The organism is Streptomyces sp. NPDC088762 (assembly GCF_044750905.1).
In the GTDB taxonomy this organism is placed as follows: domain Bacteria; phylum Actinomycetota; class Actinomycetes; order Streptomycetales; family Streptomycetaceae; genus Streptomyces.
Genome location: NZ_JBIVKT010000003.1, coordinates 424,220 through 442,431 on the forward strand (window position 1 = coordinate 424,220; position 18,212 = coordinate 442,431).

Here is an 18,212-nt window from a genome sequence, read left to right on the forward strand (position 1 = left end):
TGGCCAAGTCGGCGGAGGTCGCGGGCGCGGCATCCTCCTCGGGCTCGTGCGGCCCCAGGGTGGCACCGAGAAGTCGAGCACCGTGTCCTGGCCCGCCGCCACCGCCCGGCGCATGGCGCGTCAGCGGCTCACCGCCCCGGCTCCGGTCGGCACCGGCCTGGCCGACACCGCGGCCCGCTTGCTCGGGGTGCAGGCCCAGGTGGCCTCCGCGGCGGAGGTCGCCCTCGCGCTGCGGGTCGAGGGCGCCACCCGCTCGGACATCCGTCGCACAGTCGGTCAGGAGCGGACTCTGGTCAGGACCTTCGGACCGCGCGGCACCGTCCACCTCCTGCCCGCCGCCGACCTGCCCTGGTGGACCGGGGCCCTGTCCGCTCTTCCGCCGAGCACCGGTCCCCTGCCTCCCGACGTACGCATGACCCCCGCGCAGCCGGAAGCGGTGCCGGCCACGGTCGGCGACGCGCTCGCCGGCGCCGAACTGACCGTCGACGAACTGACCGAGGCCGTCGTGCGGCGCACCGGGCCCTGGGCCGGGGATCCGGTGATGCCCGCCTTCCAGACGCTGTGGCCGCGCTGGCGCCAGGTCACGCACACCGCCGCGCACCGAGGGGTGCCGGCGTTCGGCGCCGGCCGGGGACGCAAGGTGACCTACACCAACCCCGCCTGCGTCCCGGCCGGCGCCGCCGAGTCACTCGCCCGGCTACCCCGTCCTGCTGGTCGACGGCACGGTCGCCGGGGGGTGCCACCAGCGCCTTACGGACCGCCGCATCGCGATCACGGTGGAGCCGCTCGCCCCGCTGGACGCGGCCCACCGCCGGGCCCTGGAGCACGAGTCGGAGCGTACGGCCGCCATCCTGGAAGGCGTCGGCGACCTCACCATCGGCACGGTCACCGTCGGGCCACACGCCTGATCCGCACACGCCTGATCCGGCAGCGCGGCCGGCACCCCGGGGCACGCCCGCCCGGCGCGACCGCTCACTCCTCGAACGCGCCGTGCCGCCCCGCGCCCGAGGCGAACCGGCCCGCGCCCGCCCGGGTCTCACCCGCGGCCAGGGGCACCAGGCCGTGCCGGTACTCCCAGGCCAGGGCCTCCACCTCGCCCCGACCGTGCTGTTCGAGGACGGACAGCCGGTCGTGGCGCAGGCACAGCTGGGGGAACGCGGCGATCTCGCGGGCCAGCGCCTCCGCGGCCGCACGGGACCGCCCGGTGGGCACCACACGGTTGGCGAGCCCCATCGCGTGCGCTTCGGTGGCGGTGACCGGACGGCCCGTCAGGATCAGATCCATGGCGCGGCTCTCACCGATCAGGCGGGGCAGCCGCACCGTGCCGCCGTCGATCAGCGGCACGCCCCAGCGGCGGCAGAACACGCCGAAGACCGCGTCCTCCTCCGCGACGCGCAGATCGCACCAGAGCGCCAGTTCCAGACCCCCGGCCACCGCGTGCCCGGCGACGGCCGCGATCACCGGCTTGCCCAGCCGCATCCGGGTGGGCCCCATGGGCCCGTCGCCGGAGGCGAGCACCTGATTGCCGCGTTCGGTGCCGATGGCCTTCAGGTCGGCGCCCGCGCAGAAGGTCCCGCCCTCGCCCCACAGCACGGCGACGGCCGCGTCCTCGTCCGCCTCGAACGCCCGGAACGCCTCGGCGAGGCGCGCCGCCGTAGGACCGTCCACGGCGTTGCGGACCTCCGGTCTGCTCAGGATCACGGTGAACACCGGTCCGTCCCGCTCCACCCGCACGGAGGCCTGCTCGTCCGGCATCCCGCACCCCTCCCAGTCGTCGGCCTCCATTGTGCGGGGTGGGCCGGCCGTGACCCGGTGCCGGATTCAGTACACGAGCTTGTACGTCACGTCCTTGAGCACCGGGGACGGCGCGGTGTCTGTGTACAGGATCCGGATCAGGGTGAAACGCTGCAGGTCGGGATGGTCGGGCCAGCGCTGCGGGTCACTCAGGGTCACCGTGACCGGGTAGGGGCGGAAGCGCCCCGCCGCGCAGTACGGACGGCAGTCGTTCACCATGTCGGTTCCGGTGGCCGTCGCGGTCCGCTGCCCCCAGGTGTCCCAGCGGAGCCCGACGAGGCGGTTGTTGCCGTCGCCGCAGGCCAGCAGGTACTCCTCGGGTCGCACCTGCGCCTGTGCGGAACAGTCGACGACCACGACGGGATCCGGCGTCGGGGCCGGTGTGGCCGGGCTCTGTGCCGAGGCCGGGACGACGGCCGCCACGAGCGCCGCCGCCGAGAACAGCAGGGTGGCCACACGCGCCGTACGCGCCGTACGCGCCGCGGGCCGAGACATCCGTACGCGCCGGCCTTCTCCTGAAGCATCCGCGAGTGAAGCATCCACGAGACCACCTCGCCTGCCTGTCCGCCATCGGTACGCGGCCACCCCCAGCTTCTCCCATACCCGCGGACCGCGCATCAGGTGAGGTGGCCAGGGGGCCGTGGGTAAGGGGCTGAACAGGCCCCGGAGCGGCCGGTAAGGTGGCGGCCCCGGTGGATCGCAGAGGGAGCAGCCATGCGAGACGGTACCGTCGCGGTGGTCGGTGGAAGCATTGCGGGCTGCGCGTTCGCCTCGGCGGCGGCGCGCGCGGGTGCGGCCGAGGTGAGGGTGCTGGAGCGCACCCGGGGGCGGCTGGCGGACCGCGGACTGGGGCTGTGCATCCACGACGAACGGGCCGCCGAGCTCACCGCGGTCGGCGCCCTGCCCGCCGGCATCCCGGCGCACCGGCTGACCCGCCGCAGGTGGGTGGTGCGGGACGGGGCCGGGCCGGCCGGGCGGGTGTTCTGGGAGCAGCCGTTCCCCTTCCACTCGTACCACTGGGGCCTGCTCTGGCGGGGGCTGCGGGAGGCGACGCCGGACACCGTGCTCTACCGGCAGGGCGTGACCGTGACCAGCGTGACCGGGGCAGACGGTGAGGACCGCGCCGAGGTGCGGCTGGCGGACGGTGCCGTCGAGCGGTACGACCTGGTCGTCGGCGCGGACGGGTACCGCTCGGTGGTGCGCGAGGCGGTCTGCGCGCAGTCCCGGCCGCACTACGCCGGCTACGTGTGCTGGCGGGGCAACTTCGACGCCCGGCGGCTGGACGCGCTCGGCGACGGCGACTGGCCCGCCGAGGCGGTGACCACCGTCTGCTTCCCCGGCGGGAGCTGCGTCGTCTACCGCATCCCGGGACCGGGCGGCCCCCGGGTGAACTGGGTCCTGTACGCCATGCCGCCGCGGACGGCGCGGCTGCCTTACGACGACCCGACGAGCTTTCCGCCGGGGAAGGTGACCGAGGAACTCACCGCCCATCTGGCCGGTTTGCTCGACCGCGAGTTCCCGCCGTACTGGGCCCGCGTGATCGCGCTGACCGAGCCGGCGGACACCTTCGTCCAGCCCATCTACGACCTGGAAACCGCCCGTACCGCCGCCGGGCGCCTGCTGCTGGCGGGCGACGCCGCGACCGTGGTGCGCCCGCACAACACGAGCGGGGCGGCCAAGGCGCTCCAGGACGCCGCCGCCTTCGAGTCCGCGTGGCGCCGGTCCGGCTCCTGGGCGCAGCTGCTCCACGGCTACCAGGCCGCGCGGGGGGCGGCCGGCCGGGAGCTGGTCGCCCTGGCACGCCGGCTGGGCCGGGCCCAGGTGGAGCGGACCCCCGACTGGGCGGCGATGGACCACGCCGAGGCCGCGTCCTGGTGGCAGGGCCAGCTCGCGGGCGCCCCCGGCATCGGCGGCCAGGCCATGACACGGTAGGCCGCGTCGCCGAAGTACCCCCGGGCCGGAGGGTGCCAGGTCACCTCACGGCACCGCGAGTCACCAGGCCGTGCAGTGCGGGCCCGCCTTGATGGACTCGAAGTTCGCCGCGAACGCGTCGTACACCGCCGCGTTGTCGATCTTCAGCAGGGTCTCGTCGTGCGAGCGCAGGTTCGGGTAGGTGTAGTTGTGGCTGCCCGTGAAGACCAGCTTGCGGTTGGCTCCGCCCAGGTAAGTGCCCTCGATCAGCAGGTACTTGGAGTGGATGCCGATCGTCCGCGCCACTCCGGCGGCGTCGGTGGCGGTGCCCGCGCACCGTGCCGCGTAGTCGAGCCGGCCGGCGATCGTGTCCCGTACGGCGCTGCCGAGGTTTCCGTCCTCCCCGTTGTGCAGGAGCTCCACCCGGCAGCCGGCGCCCTTCAGCTGCACGAGCCTGTCCGCCACCTGGGAACGGGTGAAGGCGTACATGCCGATCCGGATCCTGGTGGTCCCGCCCGCGCAGTCCACGTTGTTCAGCAGCGAGACCACGGTGTCGGTGCCGGGGTCGGTGGAGTACGTCGTCCCGGTCCTCTCCTGCCGCGGGAAGAAGTACGTCTTGTACGGTCCCGAGTCCGTGGTCTTGTAGTACGTGGCCAGGCCGTCTCCGGAGGAGCCGTAGGCGCGCATGTCCTGCCAGTAGGCCAGGTACGCCGCGTAGAGCCCGGAGCCCGCGTCCGGGATGGTCACGGCGTTGTTGAAGAGGTTGCGCCGTTGGCTGGTGGTGAGGTTCGCCGAGGTCTGGAAGACCACCTTGTCGGTGCTGCCCACCTTGGAGAAGAGCAGGAACTTGTTGTGGTTGATGGCGCCGTCGTCGCCACCGCCCAGGTTCCGGTTGCCGATGCAGCCGCGGGTCACCGGGCAGGCCAGCACCCACGAATCGGCGGCGAGGTCCGTTCCCAGGCCGGTCGCCGCGGCGAGCGCCGCGTACTCCGAGCCGGTGGCCTTGCCGTCCGGGCCGGTGGCCGCCACCGCGTCGCCGTCCACGATGAGCTTGACCTTCACGCCGCGCTTCTTCGCCGCGATGAGCGCGTTGCCGACGCCGCCGTCGGTGAACAGGTACATCGACCCGTTGATCTCCGCACCGGCGGGCGTCCGGTCGATCAGGGAGATCAGCTCGTTGCGGATCGCGTCCTGCTGCGCGGTCGTCCCGGCGGGGTCGTTGAAGGTAGCGGTGAGCGCCACGCTGTCGTCCGCGGCGACCGCACCCGGCACCTCCAGCAGCGAGGCCCCCAGAATGAGCGCCCCTACCGCCGCTGCGTTGCGTATGCGCACGCCCTGCTCCTCGATCTGATGTTCCGGCAATCCGATCTCGGAACCTACCGCATGGCGCGAAATCCCTTGATCATCACACCTTCATCGCGTCCGGCGCTGCTGCAGGGCGTATCTGACGCATCGCGGCCGGAGCCGTCGAAGTGCGGCTGGGGGGAAGTAGGTTGGAGGGATGTCCACGCCACCTGTGATCCTTTTGCTGTCCGGTAGCCTGCGGGCCGGTTCCTCCAACGAGTCCGTGCTCCGCACCGCGCAGGCGGTGGCCCCCTCGCAGCTGCGCACCGTGCTGTACGACGGCTTGGCGGCCCTTCCGCACTTCAACCCCGACGAGGACACCGACCCGCTGCCCACCGCGGTCGCCGGGTTGCGTGCGGCGATCGACGAGGCGGCCGCGGTCCTCATCTGCACCCCGGAGTACGCGGGCACCCTGCCGGGTTCGTTCAAGAACCTGCTGGACTGGACGGTCGGCGGCACCGAGATCTGCGACAAGCCCGTCGCCTGGGTCAACGCGGCCGCCGCCGGACGCGGTCAGGGAGCGGAGGCCACGCTGCGGACGGTGCTCGGCTACACCGGCGCCGACATCGTGGAGTCGGCGTGCCTGCGGCTGCCGGTGGACCGTCAGATGGTGGGGCCGGACGGCGTCATCATCGATGAGGGGGTGCGCGAGCAGCTCGGCAAGGTGCTCGCGCTGCTGGCGGCGCCCCGCTGACCTGCCGACTCCACCGGGGTCGGGGGCGGCCGCGTCCGGCGGCCATCGCGGCACGAATCCCAGTTCGTCAGCGTGGGGACGCCGGTAGCGCACGTCCGGGTGATTGTTCCCCACCCCGGCGCCTTTGGGCGTTCAAGGCGCGCGCGGGCCGCGAGAGTTGAGCCATGATCATCGAACCCGGCCCCACGCCCGGCCCCTCGGACGAGGCCGCCCCGGCACCCGCCCGCCGCCCCTCCCGCCGTACCGTCATCGCCGGCGCTGCCGCCGTCGCGGGAGCCGGGGCGCTGACGGTCGCCGCCGCGTCCGCCGAGACCCCGAAGGCGCCGTCCGGCACCGCGCGCCCCGACTGGGAGACCTGCCTCACCATCGCCCGGGCCGTGCTCGTACGGGACGAGGACGACCAGCCCCTGGTGCCCCGTTACGCCGACATCCTCCTGAAGAACGGCCTGCCCCGGTCCCGTACCCGCAAGAAGGTGCTGATCGTCGGCGCCGGGCCGGCCGGGCTCACCGCCGCGCACCTGCTGCGCGAGGCCGGACACCAGGTCACCGTCATCGAGGCCAACGGCAACCGGGTGGGCGGCCGGATCAAGACCTTCCGTACCGGCGGTCACGAGAAGTCCGCGGCCCCCTTCGCCGACCCCAAGCAGTACGCCGAGGCCGGGGCCATGCGCATCCCCGACAGCCACCCGCTGGTCACCGGCCTGATCGACAGCCTCGGCCTGAAGCGCAGGCGCTTCCACCTGGTCGACGTCGACGGCTCCGGCCGCCCCGCCTACCGCACGTGGATCTTCGTCAACGGCATCCGCGTCCGCCGCGCCGACTACGCGCGCAGCCCGCAGGCGCTCAACCGCTCCTTCGGAGTCCCGGCGGCCTACGAGTCCCTCCCTGCTGCGCAGATCGTCCGCAATGCCTTCGCCCCCGTGCGCAAGGAGATCGAGGGCAAGAAGGACAAGGCGCTCGTCGAGGGCTGGGCCCGCGTCATCCAGCGCTACGGCCACATGTCGATGTACCGCTACCTCACCGAGGAGGCGCAGCTCGACGAACGGACCATCGACCTGATCGGCACCGTCGAGAACCTCACCTCCCGGCTCCACCTCGCCTTCGTGCACAGCTTCATCGGCGCCTCGCTGATCAGCCCGGACACCGCCTTCTTCGAACTGCCGGGCGGCACCGCCACCCTGGCCGACGCGCTCTACGCCCGCGTCAAGGACCTCGTGCGGCTCGACCGGCGCGCCACCCGGATCACCCACGGGGAGGGCGAGGTCAGCATCGAGACCGTCTCCGAGGGCCGCGGGGGCGGCGCCGTACAGCGCGAGACCTTCACCGGTGACACGGCGATCGTCACCGTTCCCTTCTCGGGTCTGCGCCACATCCCGGTCACCCCCGCGCTCTCCTACGGCAAGCGGCGCGCGATCACCGAACTGCACTACGACGCGGCCACGAAGGTGCTGCTGGAATTCAGCCGCCGCTGGTGGGAGTTCGACGAAGCCGACTGGAAGCGCGAGCTGGAAGCCGTACAGCCCGGCCTGTACCGCAAGTACCAGCTCGGGCAGACCCCGGAGGACGGCGCGCTGCTGGGCGCCCACTCCTCGGTCTCCCGGCGCGGCATCTCCAGCGCCCAGCGGGCACACTATGCGGCCTGCCGACGGGTCACCCGCGACCAGCCCGAGGCGGCCGGGGTCATCGGCGGCGGCTCGGCCACCGACAACCCCAACCGCTTCATGTTCCAGCCCTCCTACCCGGTGGAAGGCAGCGCGGGCGGGGTCGTGCTCGCCTCCTACAGCTGGTCGGACGACGCCCTGAAGTGGGACTCCCTGGACGACGACGAGCGCTACCCGCGCGCGCTCGCCGGTGTCCAGGAGGTGTTCGGGCAGCGGATCGAGGTGTTCTACACCGGCGTCGGGCGCACCCAGTCCTGGATGCGCGACCCGTACGCCTACGGTGAGGCCTCGGTGCTGCTGCCCGGCCAGCACACAGAGCTCTTCCCGCACGTCCGCACGGCCGAGGGCAGCCTGCACTTCGCCGGATGCCACACCTCCGTCAAGCCGGCGTGGATCGAAGGGGCCGTGGAATCAGCCGTACGGACCGCCCTGGAGGTCCACACGACGCTCTGACCGGGCGGAGTGGGCCTGCCTTCAGCTTTCGGCGAGCACGATCAGCCAGTCGTGCTCGCCGAAGCGGACCCGCTCCCGCTTGTCCGGATTGAGCCGTACGCCGTACGCGGGGCCCGTGGCGGCCTGCGCGCGCAGCCGGTAGCCGACCGCGCATTCGCGGCGGCGGCGCGCCGACTCGACGAGGGTGGCGAAGGCCACCTCGCGGTCGGTCCGTACGTAGTCGGCGACGGGTTTCAGGTGGAGCTCGTTCCCCTCCGCCTCGAACAGTTCCTCGAAGACGTCGGCGAGGTAGGGGCTCTCCGAGATCTGGGTCATGAGCAGACTGATCAGCCGGCCGCTGACGATGAAGTCGGCGCCGTCGCGGGCGGGGGCGAGCAGCCGGTTGCAGTCGTCGGACATCTCGGTGGTGAGCGAGAGCTCGCGGTCCGCGGCTTCCCCGATCGCCCGCAGGTGCAGCAGTGTGACCAGCGTGCGGTCGTCCGTCCCGGTCCCGGTCTCCGGCTCGGTGTCCGCGGCGGCCGGCAGTGCGGCGTCGCGCTCCGCCTCGCCGATGACGATCACACTGTCGTACGACGGCACGTCGAGCTTGGCCAGCACCCGGGGGTCGGTGATGTCCCCGTTGTGGAAGAAGACTTCGAGCCGGCTGTGCGTCCCCGCGACGTCCGAGCCGGTGGGTGTCGTCCCGTCCCCGCCGCCGCCCAGGGACACGACGTCCAGGGTGGATCCGGGGCTCACGAACTGGTCGAGCTGTTCCACGATGAGCGGGGCGCGGCGGTTCCAGCCGAGGAGCAGCAGGCGTTCGGCGACGGGCGTCCGGGGACGGGCCGTGACGATGGCGTCCTCGTCCACGCAGGAGGCGGCGTCTTGCGGTACGGCCGTGTCGTCGTCCCGGGAGACGAGGATGATCCGGTCGCTCGGGCCGATCACCGTAGCGGAGTCCGGATTGAGTACGACGGCGCCGTCGGCGTGCAGCAGACCGACCACCGAGGACGTGGTGAACGCCTGCAGGGCCTCCCCGAAGGTGCGTCCGGTGAGGCCGTGGGGCGCGGCGGTGTAGAACTCGTCGCCCGCGAAGTCGAGCAGCTCCTGGTAGACGAGCGAGAGGCCTGGCTGGCGGGCGGTCTGGACGAGGAGCCGGGCGATGATGTCGTCGACGCACAGGACGTGCCCGCGGCGCCCGGCGGCCAGCCGGGCGGTGAGGTGGTTGCGGGTGTGGCGGACGGCGGCGACCACCACCGCCTGACCGGGCTCGGGGACCGCCGCGTCGAGGGCGAGCAGCGTCTTCACCACGTGGGCGTCGCCCGTGTCGCCGTCGGGGGGCAGGACGAGCACGGCCTTCGCGGTCTGCGGGCTCACCCGGGCCAGCTCCGCCGGGTCGGTGGTGCGGCCGTTGCGGCAGATGATCCTCGTGGTGCCGGGGTCGGGGACGGAGGTGGAGATCTCGTCCTCCATCTCCACTTTGTCCATCGGCGCGAGGACGGCGATGGCCGACGTGCGCTGGTTGGCATGGGCCGCCACCAGCTCCCCGACCACCGGGAAGATCTGGTCGGACCAGCCCAGCACGACGGTGTGCCCGGATTCCAGCACGGTGGAATGACCGCGGCGGAGCTGCATGATGCGCCGGTTGATGCCGGTGGTGATCAGACTGACCAGCGTGGACACGAACAGCAGGGCGACGAGGGCGAGCGCGACGGAGGCCAGCACGTAGAGGGGGGAACCGACCGCTCCCCCGATCTTGAGCGTTTGTCCGACACTCACCCACACGGCCGCGAGCCGGCCGGAAAGGGTCCTCGGGGCGGACCGGTCGGCCCAGACGAGCACCGTGCTCGCCGGGACCACGACGGTGAGGCAGGCCAGGGCGAACCAGCCGATGAGCGCGGTGGTTCCCCCGGCCACCAGGTTGTCGAACCGGTACCGGAGGCGCAGCCGTAAGGACGCCGTGTGCCGCTGCGCCATGAGATCTCCCTCGTCTTCCGTGCTGCTAACCCGTGGGCGCCCTCCGGGTTACGGCCCATCCGGTGGTCAACTTCCTTGCGCGGCCCGCAAGGAAGTTGCACGACCGTCGGGAGACCGGCAGCGGGGGAAGGACCCGGACTACGGCGTGTCCTCGCCCCGTTGGGCGGTCGTGTCGCCGCACATCGCCTGCCGGTACAGCGCGGACAACGCACCGTCGATGGGGTGGGGCTGCGGCTTGCCGGAGGAGTCCGGCTTGTTCCACCGCTCGAGGTTGAGCGCCACGGACATCTGCCGCTTGCCGTCGTCCCGGGTCAGGGCCATCGTCCTGGCTCCCCAGACCGTACCGTCGCTGCCCCAGAAGGTGCCGCACCCCTCGACGCTGACCTTGTGCAGACCGAGGCCGTAGTTGATCATCGTCCCGTCCAGGGCGCGGACCGGGACCGTGCGCTGCATCTGCGCCAGCGACGACCGGCTGACGATCTCGCCGGCGAGCAGCTTGCCGTAGAAGCGGTTGACGTCTTCCATGGTCGACACCAGCGCGGCCCCCGTGCCGGTCCAGGACATGTCGTAGACGCTGTAGTCGCGCGGCGGGTCGATCGCGCCGTACAGGGACTCGTACATCCGCGCGTGCGGGCCGTTGATCCGGGTCCCGGCCGGGAACTCCGTGTGCCGGAGGCCGGCACGCTGGATGACGTTGCGGGTGATGTACTCCTCGGCCGTGGTGCCGGTCACCCGTTCCAGGAGTTGGCCGAGGAGCTGGTAATTGGTGTTGGAGTAGACCCCGATGGGGCCTCCGGGCTCGCCGGCGGGGGGCGCCGCGAGTCCCAGCTCGATCAGCTCGGCCGGGCGGAAATGGCGGAACCGGTTCTCGTCCAGGCTCGCGGACGCCTGCGGCGAGGGGTACTGCCGGATGGACGGGAAGGCGTAGGGGATGTAGTCGGGGAGGCCACTGGTGTGGTTGAGGAGCATCCGGACCGTGATCTTCTGGCCGCGTTCTCCCGGAACCAGGTGTGGCAGATAGCCGCCGATCGGCGCGTCGAGCCGGATCCGGCCCTGCTCCACCTGCTGCATGACGGCCGCGGCGGTGAAGCTCTTCGTGATGCTGCCGACGCGCTGTCGCATGTCGGGCCTGACGGGACGGCCGGTCGCGAGATCGGCGACCCCGGAGGCGCCGCGCCATGTCCGGTCGCCGTCGCGTACTTCGGCGAAGAGGCCCGGCATCCCCGCACGGTGGACACCGTCCATGGCGGACTTCAGCTCTGCGGGGTCAAAACGGGGCGAGGGGCTCGCGCCGTTGGGCGACGCGTTCTCTGCCTCGTGGGGCACGGGGGCTGCCGCCACCGTGCCGGCGCAGACGCTCAGCGCGGCCACGCTCGCGCACACCACCAGTCGGATCTTCACTGCGTCATCCGTCCTTTCGTCATCGAGGGGTACAACGGAGCCTCTTTCTTCGGCTGTTCGGCGGCCACGGCTCACCGGGCCAGGGCGCGGCGCAGGGCGGCGCCCAGTTCGGCGTTCTGCCGCTGCGAGATCTCGGCGGACAGGATCGCCTGCGATCCGTGGAAGGTTCCGGGCCATTGGTGGAGCTCGACCGGCACGCCCGCCCGGAGCAGGCGCAGCGCGTACTCGATGCCCTCGTCGCGGTTGGGACAGAACTCCGCGGTGGCGATGTAGGCCGGTGGCAGGCCGGACAGATCGGCGGCCCGCGCGGGGGCGGCGTACGGCGTGGCGGGCCGGGAGCCCAGGTAGTGCCGCCACACCGCTGCGATCCGGTCGTGGTTGAACCAGGGCGTGTCGGTGAAGTTCCGCGCCGACCACGTCTCCTGCCGGTCGTCCAGTCCCGGCTGGTTGAGCAGTTGGAAGCAGATCCCCGGCCCCTGCTCGTCACGTGCCCGCAGGGCCACCGCGGCCGAGATGTTCGCGCCGGCGCTGTGACCGCCGACGGCGATGCGCGCCGGGTCGATGCCCAGTTCGGCGGCGTTCTCGGCCGCCCAGACGAGTACGGCGTAGGTGTCGTCCAGGGCGGCCGGGAAGGGGTCCTCGGGCGCGAGGCGGTAGCCCACCGAGATCACCACCGCCCCGGAGAGGGCCGCGATCCGGGCGGCCCAGGGGTGTTCGGTGTCCAGGTCACCGAAGACCCCGCCGCCGCCGTGCAGCCAGACGACGGCGCCACCGTGTGCGCGGTGCGGGCGGTAGATGCGCACCGGCACGTCCGGATCGGCGGGCACCGTGCGGTCGGTGACCTCCAGGTCCGAGGTGTCCGGTGCCGGCGCCGCGGCGGCGCGCTCGGCGAATTCCTTGCGTGCCGCGACGGGGTCGTTCATGTCGAGTTGCGGGAGGAACGGGAGGAACGCTTCGAGTTCGGGATCCATGACGACCATCCTGATCGCCGTCCCACCGGGGTTCATCCGCCATCCGTCGCGCATCCGGCCCTGATCACGCGCCGCCCGGCGGGCCCCTGCCCTCATGTCCCCTTCTATCCTTCTGACATGGAGGCACTGGCCGTACGGCTGTCAGGACTTGATCCGTACGCCGAAGGCGCGATCCGCGTCATCGCGTTCTACGACACGCTGATGCGCCGGCGGGTGGACCTCCCGGCGCTCGCCCGGGCGTCGGCGGGCCTGGCCGAGTGCGTGGCCGGGATCCGGCTCCACGGCACCGGGCGCCCGGTTCGCGTCTCTCCCGACGGCAGGGAGGCGTCGGCGCCGCCGGCGCCCGCGTCCACCACGGTGCCGGTGACGCTCGACGAGGAGGAGATCGGGACGGTGTGGCTGGAACGCCCCGGCCCGCCCCATCCGCTCGACGAGGTGCTGCTGGAACGGCTCGCCCTCGCCGCCGCGGCGGTCGTCGAGCGGTACGGCCCGGCGCGCACCACCATGGCCGACCCCGCACTGGTGGAACTGGTGATCAGCTCCGACAGCGACGAGGCGGCCCGGGCCCGGGCGCTGCGGCTGCTGGGTTTCGCCGTCGATCTGCCGGTGCGCGTCGCCGCCGTACGGTCCGGGCTCCCGCTCGACCGGATCGGCGGTCTGGTCTGCCCGGCCGGCCATGTCAAGGCGGCTCCTCTGGCCGGCGTGGGCGTCATCCTGAGCACCGTCATCGACCCGGCCCGGTTTCCGGCGGGCGTACGCGCGGGCATCGGCGCCGCGCGGAGCCCCGACCGTTCCTGGCGGCAGGCCCGCACCGCCCTGCGCTTCACCGGTCCCCGCGAACCGGTCGTCGACTACGCCGACTTGGGCGCGCTGGCGCTCCTGGCCGAGGTGCCCAGGGCGACCTCGCGCGACAACGCCGACGTGGCCGCCGTCGCCCGGGTCGCCGGCAACCCGGAAGACATGGAGACCCTGGACGCCTACTGCGCCACCGGCTCCCTGCGCCGGGCTGCCGACCTCCTCCACCTGCACCACAGCAGCGTCGCCCGCAGGCTCGAACAGATCGCGAAGACCCTGGACGTCGAGCTCACCGAACCCACCGGACTGACGCGGGTCAGGCTCGCCCTCACCGCATGGCGGCTGCTCGAGGACTGACGGGAGGGTCCGGCGGCCGGCACCCGACACGGGCGCCGGGGCTCGCTGGGCAGCCCGCCCCCGCCGGCATGCGCAGGTGCGGAGGGGGACGGGGGCGGGGTCAGTGCTCGGGGATGACGTGGCCGTCCTCGTCGAGCCCGGGGTGGATGCGTGTGGGGTCCTGGCTGTTGGTGTCGGACGGGCGCGGGCCCTCGGGCCCGTCGGGACCCCAGCGCAGCAGGCGGCGGGTGCGGGCGATCTGGTACACGGTGCCCTGGAATTCCAGCCGGTTGACGCGCCCGGCCCGGAGCGTGTCGGCCGCCCGTGCGTACGCGGCCAGCTCCGCGTTCCTCGCGCCGGCCGACGGTTCTCCGTCGGGAAGACCGGTTCGGGCGTCGGTGCGCGGGGGGACGCCCGGGGGAATGTGCCCGTGCATGCGCGGCCACATCCACGTGAGGGCGAAGTCCAGCGACTTCCGGGCGGCGTGCGCGGTCGCGTGCGGGCCGCTGACCGGCCTCCAGCCGCCCGTGCTCTGCTCCACGACCGTGAACGTAGGGGGCAGCAGGAGCACGTCCGGGTGGGTGTCCAACGCGCGCAGTGCGTCACCGCGCACGTCCGGGGGGAAGCGTTCACCGGTGTAGCACAGGCCGCGCAGCGCCAGCTGCTCGAGGGCCTGGCTCGGGGTGACGGGCGCGTCCGGGTTCAGGACCAGGCCGTCGTCGACCGCCGTGTCCCTGGTCGCACGGTCCCACTCGGGGACCGGCGGCTCCGGGTCGGTCGGCCGTGGCTGCTCGATGCCGTCCGGGCCCGTGCCGGCGTACTCCTCGGCGCGCACGACCCGGTAGCGGGTTCCGGCCGCGGCGAGTTCGTCGACCCGCTCCTTCTCCAGCCGGGCGACCGCGGCCAGCAGGGCCCGCCGCTCCGCCTTGTCGTGCGCTTCGTCCTTCGCCCGGAACCACAACAGTGAGTTCAGCCCGTCGCGCGCCAGCTGCGGGCAGCCCGCCGTCATCTCGATGACCACCCGCCACCGGGGCCCGTCCTCGGCGGACTGCGCCGCCACCCCGAACAACGGACCGCGCACCACCACGTCGCCCGCCCGGGTCACGGCGTCCACGGCGTCGGCTTCGACCGCGGCTTCCACCGGCTCCACCGGCACCCGCACCCGCACCACCACCGGGCGGGGTCCGCCCGGTCCCACATCGCGACGGTTCATGGCCCCATCCTCCCGACTGCGGCAGGACAACGTCCCTGAATCGCGGATTCCGCGCGATTCGAACACAACGACGGGCGACTGCCGACCGGTTGAGGTTGACACGGACCGCGCCCCTGCATCACCCTTTCACTACTTACCTAGTGAAAGGGTGATGCAGGCGTGCTGGAATACCGCATCGACCGGCGCAGCGGCATCGCCACGTACCTGCAGATCGTCCAGCAGACCAAACGGGCCCTGCGGCTGGGGCTGTTGGAGCCCGGCGACAAATTGCCAGCGGCGCGCGAGGTCGTGGAGGCCACCGCCATCAACCCGAACACCGTCCTCAAGGCCTACCGCGAACTGGAACGCGAAGGGCTCGTGGAGGCGAAGCGGGGCCTGGGCACCTTCATTCGCAGGTCCCTGGGCAGCGCCCCGGCCGACTCTCCGCTGCGCGACGAACTCGCCGACTGGGCGCGGCGCGCCCGGGACGCGGGGATGGAACGGGACGACGTGGCCGCGCTCTTCACATCCGTACTGGAACAACACTTCGAGGGAGACGGCGACGCATGACGGAAACCGTGATCGAGGCGGAAGGCCTCGGCCTGCGCTACGGACGCCGGGGAGGGTGGGCGCTGCGCGACTGCTCCTTCCGGCTGCCCGAAGGCGGGGTGTGCGCGCTCGTCGGCCCCAACGGTGCCGGGAAGTCAAGCCTGTTGGCCCTTGCGGCCGAGCTGGCCGTCCCCACCGAGGGCACTCTGCGCACTGCGCCGCAGGAGAGGTCGGCGTACGTGGCCCAGGACAAGCCCCTCTACCCGCAGCTCACCGTCGGCGAGACCCTGCGCATGGGCCGCGAGCTCAACCCGGGCCGCTGGGACGCGACGGCGGCGGAGCGGATCGTCGAGGCCGGAGGACTCGACCCGTACGCCAAGGTCCGCACCCTCTCCGGCGGCCAGCGCACCCGCATCGCCCTGGCCCTGGCCCTCGGCAAGCGCCCCGGCCTGCTCCTCCTGGACGAGCCGATGGCCGACCTCGACCCGCTGGCCCGGCACCAGCTCATGGGCACGCTGATGGCCGACGCCGCCGAGAACGGCACCACCGTGGTGATGTCCTCCCACATCCTCACCGAGCTGGAGGGCGCCTGTGACCACCTCCTCCTCGTCGACGGGGGCCGGATCCGCCTCTCCGGCCCCATCGACGAGGTCCACGCGGCCCACCGGCTGCTCACCGGTCCGGCCGCCGCCTCCGCCGAACTCGCCGCGCACACCGTCGTCGAAGCCCGCACCGCGGGGCGCCAGCTGACCGCACTCGTGCGGCTGCGGGGCCCTGTCGACAGCCGGACCTGGCAGACGACGCACCCGTCCCTGGAGGAACTCTTGCTCGCCCATCTGCGTTCACCCGACGCCCCGTCGTTCACCCTCGACGGCTCCTTCGCCACCGCGGGGGGCCAGGCGTGAGCGCCCTGACGCTGAAGGGCCCGTACTGGGTCACGGTCCGCCAGCACCGGCTCACGCTGTGGGCGGTGCCCGCCCTCGTGGTCCTCGGCCTCGCCTCGGTCGTCGCCCTGCGCGCGTGGGCGGGCGACCCGGACCCCGGGCGGATGACCGTACCGTCCTCGAACCACGGGTTCACCGCGCTGCGGCTCTTCATGGAGGCGGCGAGCACGGGCCTGCTGTTCCTGCCCCTGCTGGTGGGGGCCTTCGTGGCCGGCCCGATGACCGCCCGCGAACTGGAGAGCGGCACCTGGCGGCTCGCCCTCACCCAGTCGAGCTCGCCCAGGGCCTGGCTCGGCGCGAAGGTCCTGGTGGCCGCCGCGGTGTCCGCGCTCGGGGCGGCCGCGCTGGCCGCGGTCTACCGCCTGGGCTGGGTCCGGATATCGGGGACCTACCAGTTCCACTGGGCCGACCGCGGGACGTACGAGGCCTCCGGCCCGGTGCTCATCGGCTACTGCCTGCTCGGCGTGGCCCTCGGAGCCCTCGCCGGCCAGCTGGTCCGGCGCACCCTCCTCGCCATGTCGGTCACCGGTCTGCTCACCGGGCTGGTGCTGCTGGGCCTCGGCGCCCTGCGATGGTCGATCCTCCCCGTGGAGACCAACACCGCGCCCTTTCCCGGCCGGCCGGCGTTCCCACCCCACTCCGCGTTCATGACGGACTCCGGACTCCTCACCGCCACGGGTGAGCGCGTGCCCAGGGCCGCCTGTTTCGCCCGGACCCACGACATGAGCGTGTGCCCCGCCGACATGAACATCACCGGCCAGTACACGGAGTTCCACCCGGCCTCGCACTACTGGCCCACGCAGCTCATCGAAACCTCCCTCGTCCTGGTCCTGGCCGCCGGCCTCCTCTACGCCGCCTTCCGGGTCGTGCGGGCCCGACGCATCTGAACGCTCACTGCCGGCCGGCCCCCGGGCCCGCTCAGAGGCTCGTGCCGAGGTTCCGGAACAGTCGGTTCCCGAGGCATTCGGTCAGATAGGGAACGCCATCGGTGTGGCCCGTGCCGCGTTCCTCGCCGAGGATGCGCACCGCAAGGCCGCGGTGGGCCGATTTCCACCGCTGGTGGACGCTTTCGAGCCGGCTGAGCGCCGCGTCGAGGCGATTGAGTTCCTCCCGGCCGGGACCGCCGCCGTCGCGCAGGTCGAGGTACGCCTTCGTGACGGTGTCATGGCCGGCGTCCTCGGCTGCGGCCCGTATTGCGGGAACGCTCGTGAAGGCGGGCGAGTGCAGGCGCCGGAGCGTGGGAATCCCGCAGAGGATTTCGAACCGCTTGTACTGTTCGGACTGAATGGCGCTGGCGCCCTGCGTGTACTGGCGGAGAGAGGAAAACTGCTCCGGCCGAATGGTGGCGACGATCCGGAAGAGCACGGCGGCGCGCTCGAACATGCCGACCGCGTGGTCTATTCGCTTCACGCCTTCTTCCGGGTGCCCCGCGCGCAGTGCCGCGATGGCTGCGGTCATGTCTTCCGCTATCGCGGTGAAGAGCATTTCGTGGGTTTGCAGGACGCGGATGAAAAAGTACTCGTCGTGCACGGTGGACACGGGCTGGACGGTCGCGTCGAACCACCGCCAGGCATCCGTCGCCGGTGGCCTTGGCAGGTGACCGGCGAGATCCGCCAGCCGCGACCGGGGCATGTGCGTCATGCGGGACGGCAGGTCGCAGGTCTCCGCCCGGCCCAGGCCCTTCGCCACGAACCGCAGGGCGTGCCGCAGCCGTGTGCCGAGGGTCGCCGGATCCGGCCGGCCGGCCCGGCAGGGCCCCTCGCTCGGGTCATCTGCCGCCTGGATCTCGAAGTGCACGACGTCGGACATGAGCAGGGTGGACATCCGGTCCGCGCTGAGCGCGGAATCCCCTTCCACGAGCAGCTCCAGAACCGGCAGCGCAAGGTAGGTGCGGTTACGGAAACGCCCTTCGTGTTTGTCGAGGATGCAGTCGAGAAAAGCGTCGAGGAACGGCCGGCCCGCGGCGTGCAGCCGCCGGATGGCGCTCAGCTGGACCAGCATGTGCTCCGGCAGGAGATGCCTTCCTGTGTGCCGCACGTATGCGGTGACGGACCGGGCCAGATGAATTCCGTCCGAGTCCGCCGGCACCGGGTCGGCGGCTGCCCATCGCTCTCGCACGCACGGGGTCGCGCTGCTCTCAGAAGTCGTCGCCACTCGTCTCTCCTTGCCTGGCGGTACCGTCCACTAGGCATGATCGAGAGACCGCACGTC

The 18,212-nt window shown here is 72.4% G+C and carries 17 protein-coding genes and 1 pseudogene; 9 read left to right on the forward strand and 9 right to left on the reverse strand.

Going from position 1 to position 18,212, the window contains the following annotated elements; translation table 11 throughout:
- Positions 1-120: 120 nt before the first annotated feature.
- The gene (locus ACIP5M_RS10425) at positions 121-261 is read right to left on the reverse strand and encodes a hypothetical protein (RefSeq protein WP_401194537.1); all 141 of its coding nucleotides are present in this window, start codon (positions 259-261) and stop codon (positions 121-123) included.
- On the opposite strand from ACIP5M_RS10425, the pseudogene ACIP5M_RS10430 reads away from it, so the two are divergent.
- Both ACIP5M_RS10430 and ACIP5M_RS10435 read left to right on the forward strand, forming a co-directional pair.
- A pseudogene (locus ACIP5M_RS10430) lies at positions 200-623 on the forward strand (DNA glycosylase AlkZ-like family protein); the annotation flags it as partial. The gene ACIP5M_RS10425 and the pseudogene ACIP5M_RS10430 overlap by 62 nt on opposite strands.
- Before the next feature lie 87 nt (positions 624-710).
- Positions 711-908: a hypothetical protein gene (locus tag ACIP5M_RS10435; RefSeq protein ID WP_401195080.1), complete on the forward strand. Its 198-nt coding sequence runs from the start codon at positions 711-713 to the stop codon at positions 906-908.
- A gap of 64 nt (positions 909-972) precedes the next feature.
- On the opposite strand, the gene ACIP5M_RS10440 is transcribed toward ACIP5M_RS10435, so the two are convergent.
- Positions 973-1,755 (reverse strand): crotonase/enoyl-CoA hydratase family protein, encoded by a 783-nt coding sequence (locus tag ACIP5M_RS10440; RefSeq protein ID WP_401194540.1) that lies wholly within the window; start codon positions 1,753-1,755, stop codon positions 973-975.
- A 66-nt stretch (positions 1,756-1,821) separates the two neighbouring features.
- On the reverse strand, positions 1,822-2,250 hold the full coding sequence (locus ACIP5M_RS10445; protein ID WP_401194542.1) for a hypothetical protein: 429 nt from the start codon (positions 2,248-2,250) through the stop codon (positions 1,822-1,824).
- A 258-nt stretch (positions 2,251-2,508) separates the two neighbouring features.
- Between ACIP5M_RS10445 and ACIP5M_RS10450 the strand changes: the two genes are divergently transcribed.
- The gene (locus tag ACIP5M_RS10450) at positions 2,509-3,726 is read left to right on the forward strand and encodes a monooxygenase (protein WP_401194544.1); all 1,218 of its coding nucleotides are present in this window, start codon (positions 2,509-2,511) and stop codon (positions 3,724-3,726) included.
- A gap of 60 nt (positions 3,727-3,786) precedes the next feature.
- Here ACIP5M_RS10450 and ACIP5M_RS10455 read toward each other — a convergent pair whose 3' ends face one another.
- Entirely contained in the window at positions 3,787-5,037 is a 1,251-nt protein-coding gene (locus ACIP5M_RS10455; protein ID WP_401194546.1) for a phosphatidylserine/phosphatidylglycerophosphate/cardiolipin synthase family protein, read from the reverse strand.
- A 169-nt stretch (positions 5,038-5,206) separates the two neighbouring features.
- Between ACIP5M_RS10455 and ACIP5M_RS10460 the strand changes: the two genes are divergently transcribed.
- Entirely contained in the window at positions 5,207-5,743 is a 537-nt protein-coding gene (locus tag ACIP5M_RS10460) for an NADPH-dependent FMN reductase (protein WP_401194548.1), read from the forward strand.
- A gap of 164 nt (positions 5,744-5,907) precedes the next feature.
- The gene (locus ACIP5M_RS10465) at positions 5,908-7,857 is read left to right on the forward strand and encodes a flavin monoamine oxidase family protein (protein WP_401194551.1); all 1,950 of its coding nucleotides are present in this window, start codon (positions 5,908-5,910) and stop codon (positions 7,855-7,857) included.
- A 21-nt stretch (positions 7,858-7,878) separates the two neighbouring features.
- Here ACIP5M_RS10465 and ACIP5M_RS10470 read toward each other — a convergent pair whose 3' ends face one another.
- From ACIP5M_RS10470 to ACIP5M_RS10480, 3 genes are all read right to left on the reverse strand, one after another.
- Entirely contained in the window at positions 7,879-9,813 is a 1,935-nt protein-coding gene (locus ACIP5M_RS10470; protein WP_401194553.1) for an NAD-binding lipoprotein, read from the reverse strand.
- Between the two features lie 138 nt (positions 9,814-9,951).
- The gene (locus ACIP5M_RS10475; RefSeq protein WP_401195083.1) at positions 9,952-11,058 is read right to left on the reverse strand and encodes a serine hydrolase domain-containing protein; all 1,107 of its coding nucleotides are present in this window, start codon (positions 11,056-11,058) and stop codon (positions 9,952-9,954) included.
- A gap of 227 nt (positions 11,059-11,285) precedes the next feature.
- Positions 11,286-12,185, reverse strand: coding sequence for an alpha/beta hydrolase (locus ACIP5M_RS10480; protein ID WP_401195085.1), 900 nt, complete (start codon positions 12,183-12,185; stop codon positions 11,286-11,288).
- Positions 12,186-12,302: 117 nt separating this feature from the next.
- Here ACIP5M_RS10480 and ACIP5M_RS10485 point away from each other — a divergent pair, with 117 nt between their 5' ends.
- The gene (locus ACIP5M_RS10485; protein ID WP_401194556.1) at positions 12,303-13,337 is read left to right on the forward strand and encodes a helix-turn-helix domain-containing protein; all 1,035 of its coding nucleotides are present in this window, start codon (positions 12,303-12,305) and stop codon (positions 13,335-13,337) included.
- A gap of 100 nt (positions 13,338-13,437) precedes the next feature.
- Here the strand turns inward: ACIP5M_RS10485 and ACIP5M_RS10490 are convergent, their stop codons facing one another.
- Entirely contained in the window at positions 13,438-14,529 is a 1,092-nt protein-coding gene (locus ACIP5M_RS10490; protein WP_401194558.1) for a DUF5954 family protein, read from the reverse strand.
- A gap of 159 nt (positions 14,530-14,688) precedes the next feature.
- Here ACIP5M_RS10490 and ACIP5M_RS10495 point away from each other — a divergent pair, with 159 nt between their 5' ends.
- From ACIP5M_RS10495 to ACIP5M_RS10505, 3 genes are read left to right on the forward strand one after another with little or no spacing between them, the layout of a single operon-like run.
- Positions 14,689-15,078 carry a GntR family transcriptional regulator gene (locus ACIP5M_RS10495; RefSeq protein WP_401194561.1) on the forward strand — a complete coding sequence of 130 codons (390 nt, stop codon included), beginning with the start codon at positions 14,689-14,691 and terminating at the stop codon, positions 15,076-15,078.
- Positions 15,075-15,962, forward strand: a complete 888-nt coding sequence (locus ACIP5M_RS10500) for an ABC transporter ATP-binding protein (RefSeq protein ID WP_401194563.1) — start codon at positions 15,075-15,077, stop codon at positions 15,960-15,962. Before ACIP5M_RS10495 ends, ACIP5M_RS10500 begins: the two co-directional genes overlap by 4 nt.
- A complete protein-coding gene (locus ACIP5M_RS10505; RefSeq protein WP_401194566.1) occupies positions 15,959-16,888 on the forward strand; it encodes an ABC transporter permease in 930 nt (309 codons plus the stop codon). The genes ACIP5M_RS10500 and ACIP5M_RS10505 overlap by 4 nt, the downstream gene beginning before the upstream one ends.
- Before the next feature lie 31 nt (positions 16,889-16,919).
- On the opposite strand, the gene ACIP5M_RS10510 is transcribed toward ACIP5M_RS10505, so the two are convergent.
- A complete protein-coding gene (locus tag ACIP5M_RS10510) occupies positions 16,920-18,155 on the reverse strand; it encodes a tryptophan 2,3-dioxygenase family protein (protein WP_401194568.1) in 1,236 nt (411 codons plus the stop codon).
- Positions 18,156-18,212: the final 57 nt, after the last annotated feature.

Coding starts and splice junctions, on each gene's coding strand:
- ACIP5M_RS10425 (WP_401194537.1), bottom strand. CDS start 261: ATGTCCGAGCGGGTGGCGCCCTCGACCCGCAGCGCGAGGGCGACCTCC.
- ACIP5M_RS10440 (WP_401194540.1), bottom strand. CDS start 1,755: ATGCCGGACGAGCAGGCCTCCGTGCGGGTGGAGCGGGACGGACCGGTG.
- ACIP5M_RS10450 (WP_401194544.1), top strand. CDS start 2,509: ATGCGAGACGGTACCGTCGCGGTGGTCGGTGGAAGCATTGCGGGCTGC.
- ACIP5M_RS10460 (WP_401194548.1), top strand. CDS start 5,207: ATGTCCACGCCACCTGTGATCCTTTTGCTGTCCGGTAGCCTGCGGGCC.
- ACIP5M_RS10465 (WP_401194551.1), top strand. CDS start 5,908: ATGATCATCGAACCCGGCCCCACGCCCGGCCCCTCGGACGAGGCCGCC.
- ACIP5M_RS10470 (WP_401194553.1), bottom strand. CDS start 9,813: ATGGCGCAGCGGCACACGGCGTCCTTACGGCTGCGCCTCCGGTACCGG.
- ACIP5M_RS10475 (WP_401195083.1), bottom strand. CDS start 11,058: ATGGACGGTGTCCACCGTGCGGGGATGCCGGGCCTCTTCGCCGAAGTA.
- ACIP5M_RS10480 (WP_401195085.1), bottom strand. CDS start 12,185: ATGGATCCCGAACTCGAAGCGTTCCTCCCGTTCCTCCCGCAACTCGAC.
- ACIP5M_RS10485 (WP_401194556.1), top strand. CDS start 12,303: ATGGAGGCACTGGCCGTACGGCTGTCAGGACTTGATCCGTACGCCGAA.
- ACIP5M_RS10490 (WP_401194558.1), bottom strand. CDS start 14,529: ATGAACCGTCGCGATGTGGGACCGGGCGGACCCCGCCCGGTGGTGGTG.
- ACIP5M_RS10500 (WP_401194563.1), top strand. CDS start 15,075: ATGACGGAAACCGTGATCGAGGCGGAAGGCCTCGGCCTGCGCTACGGA.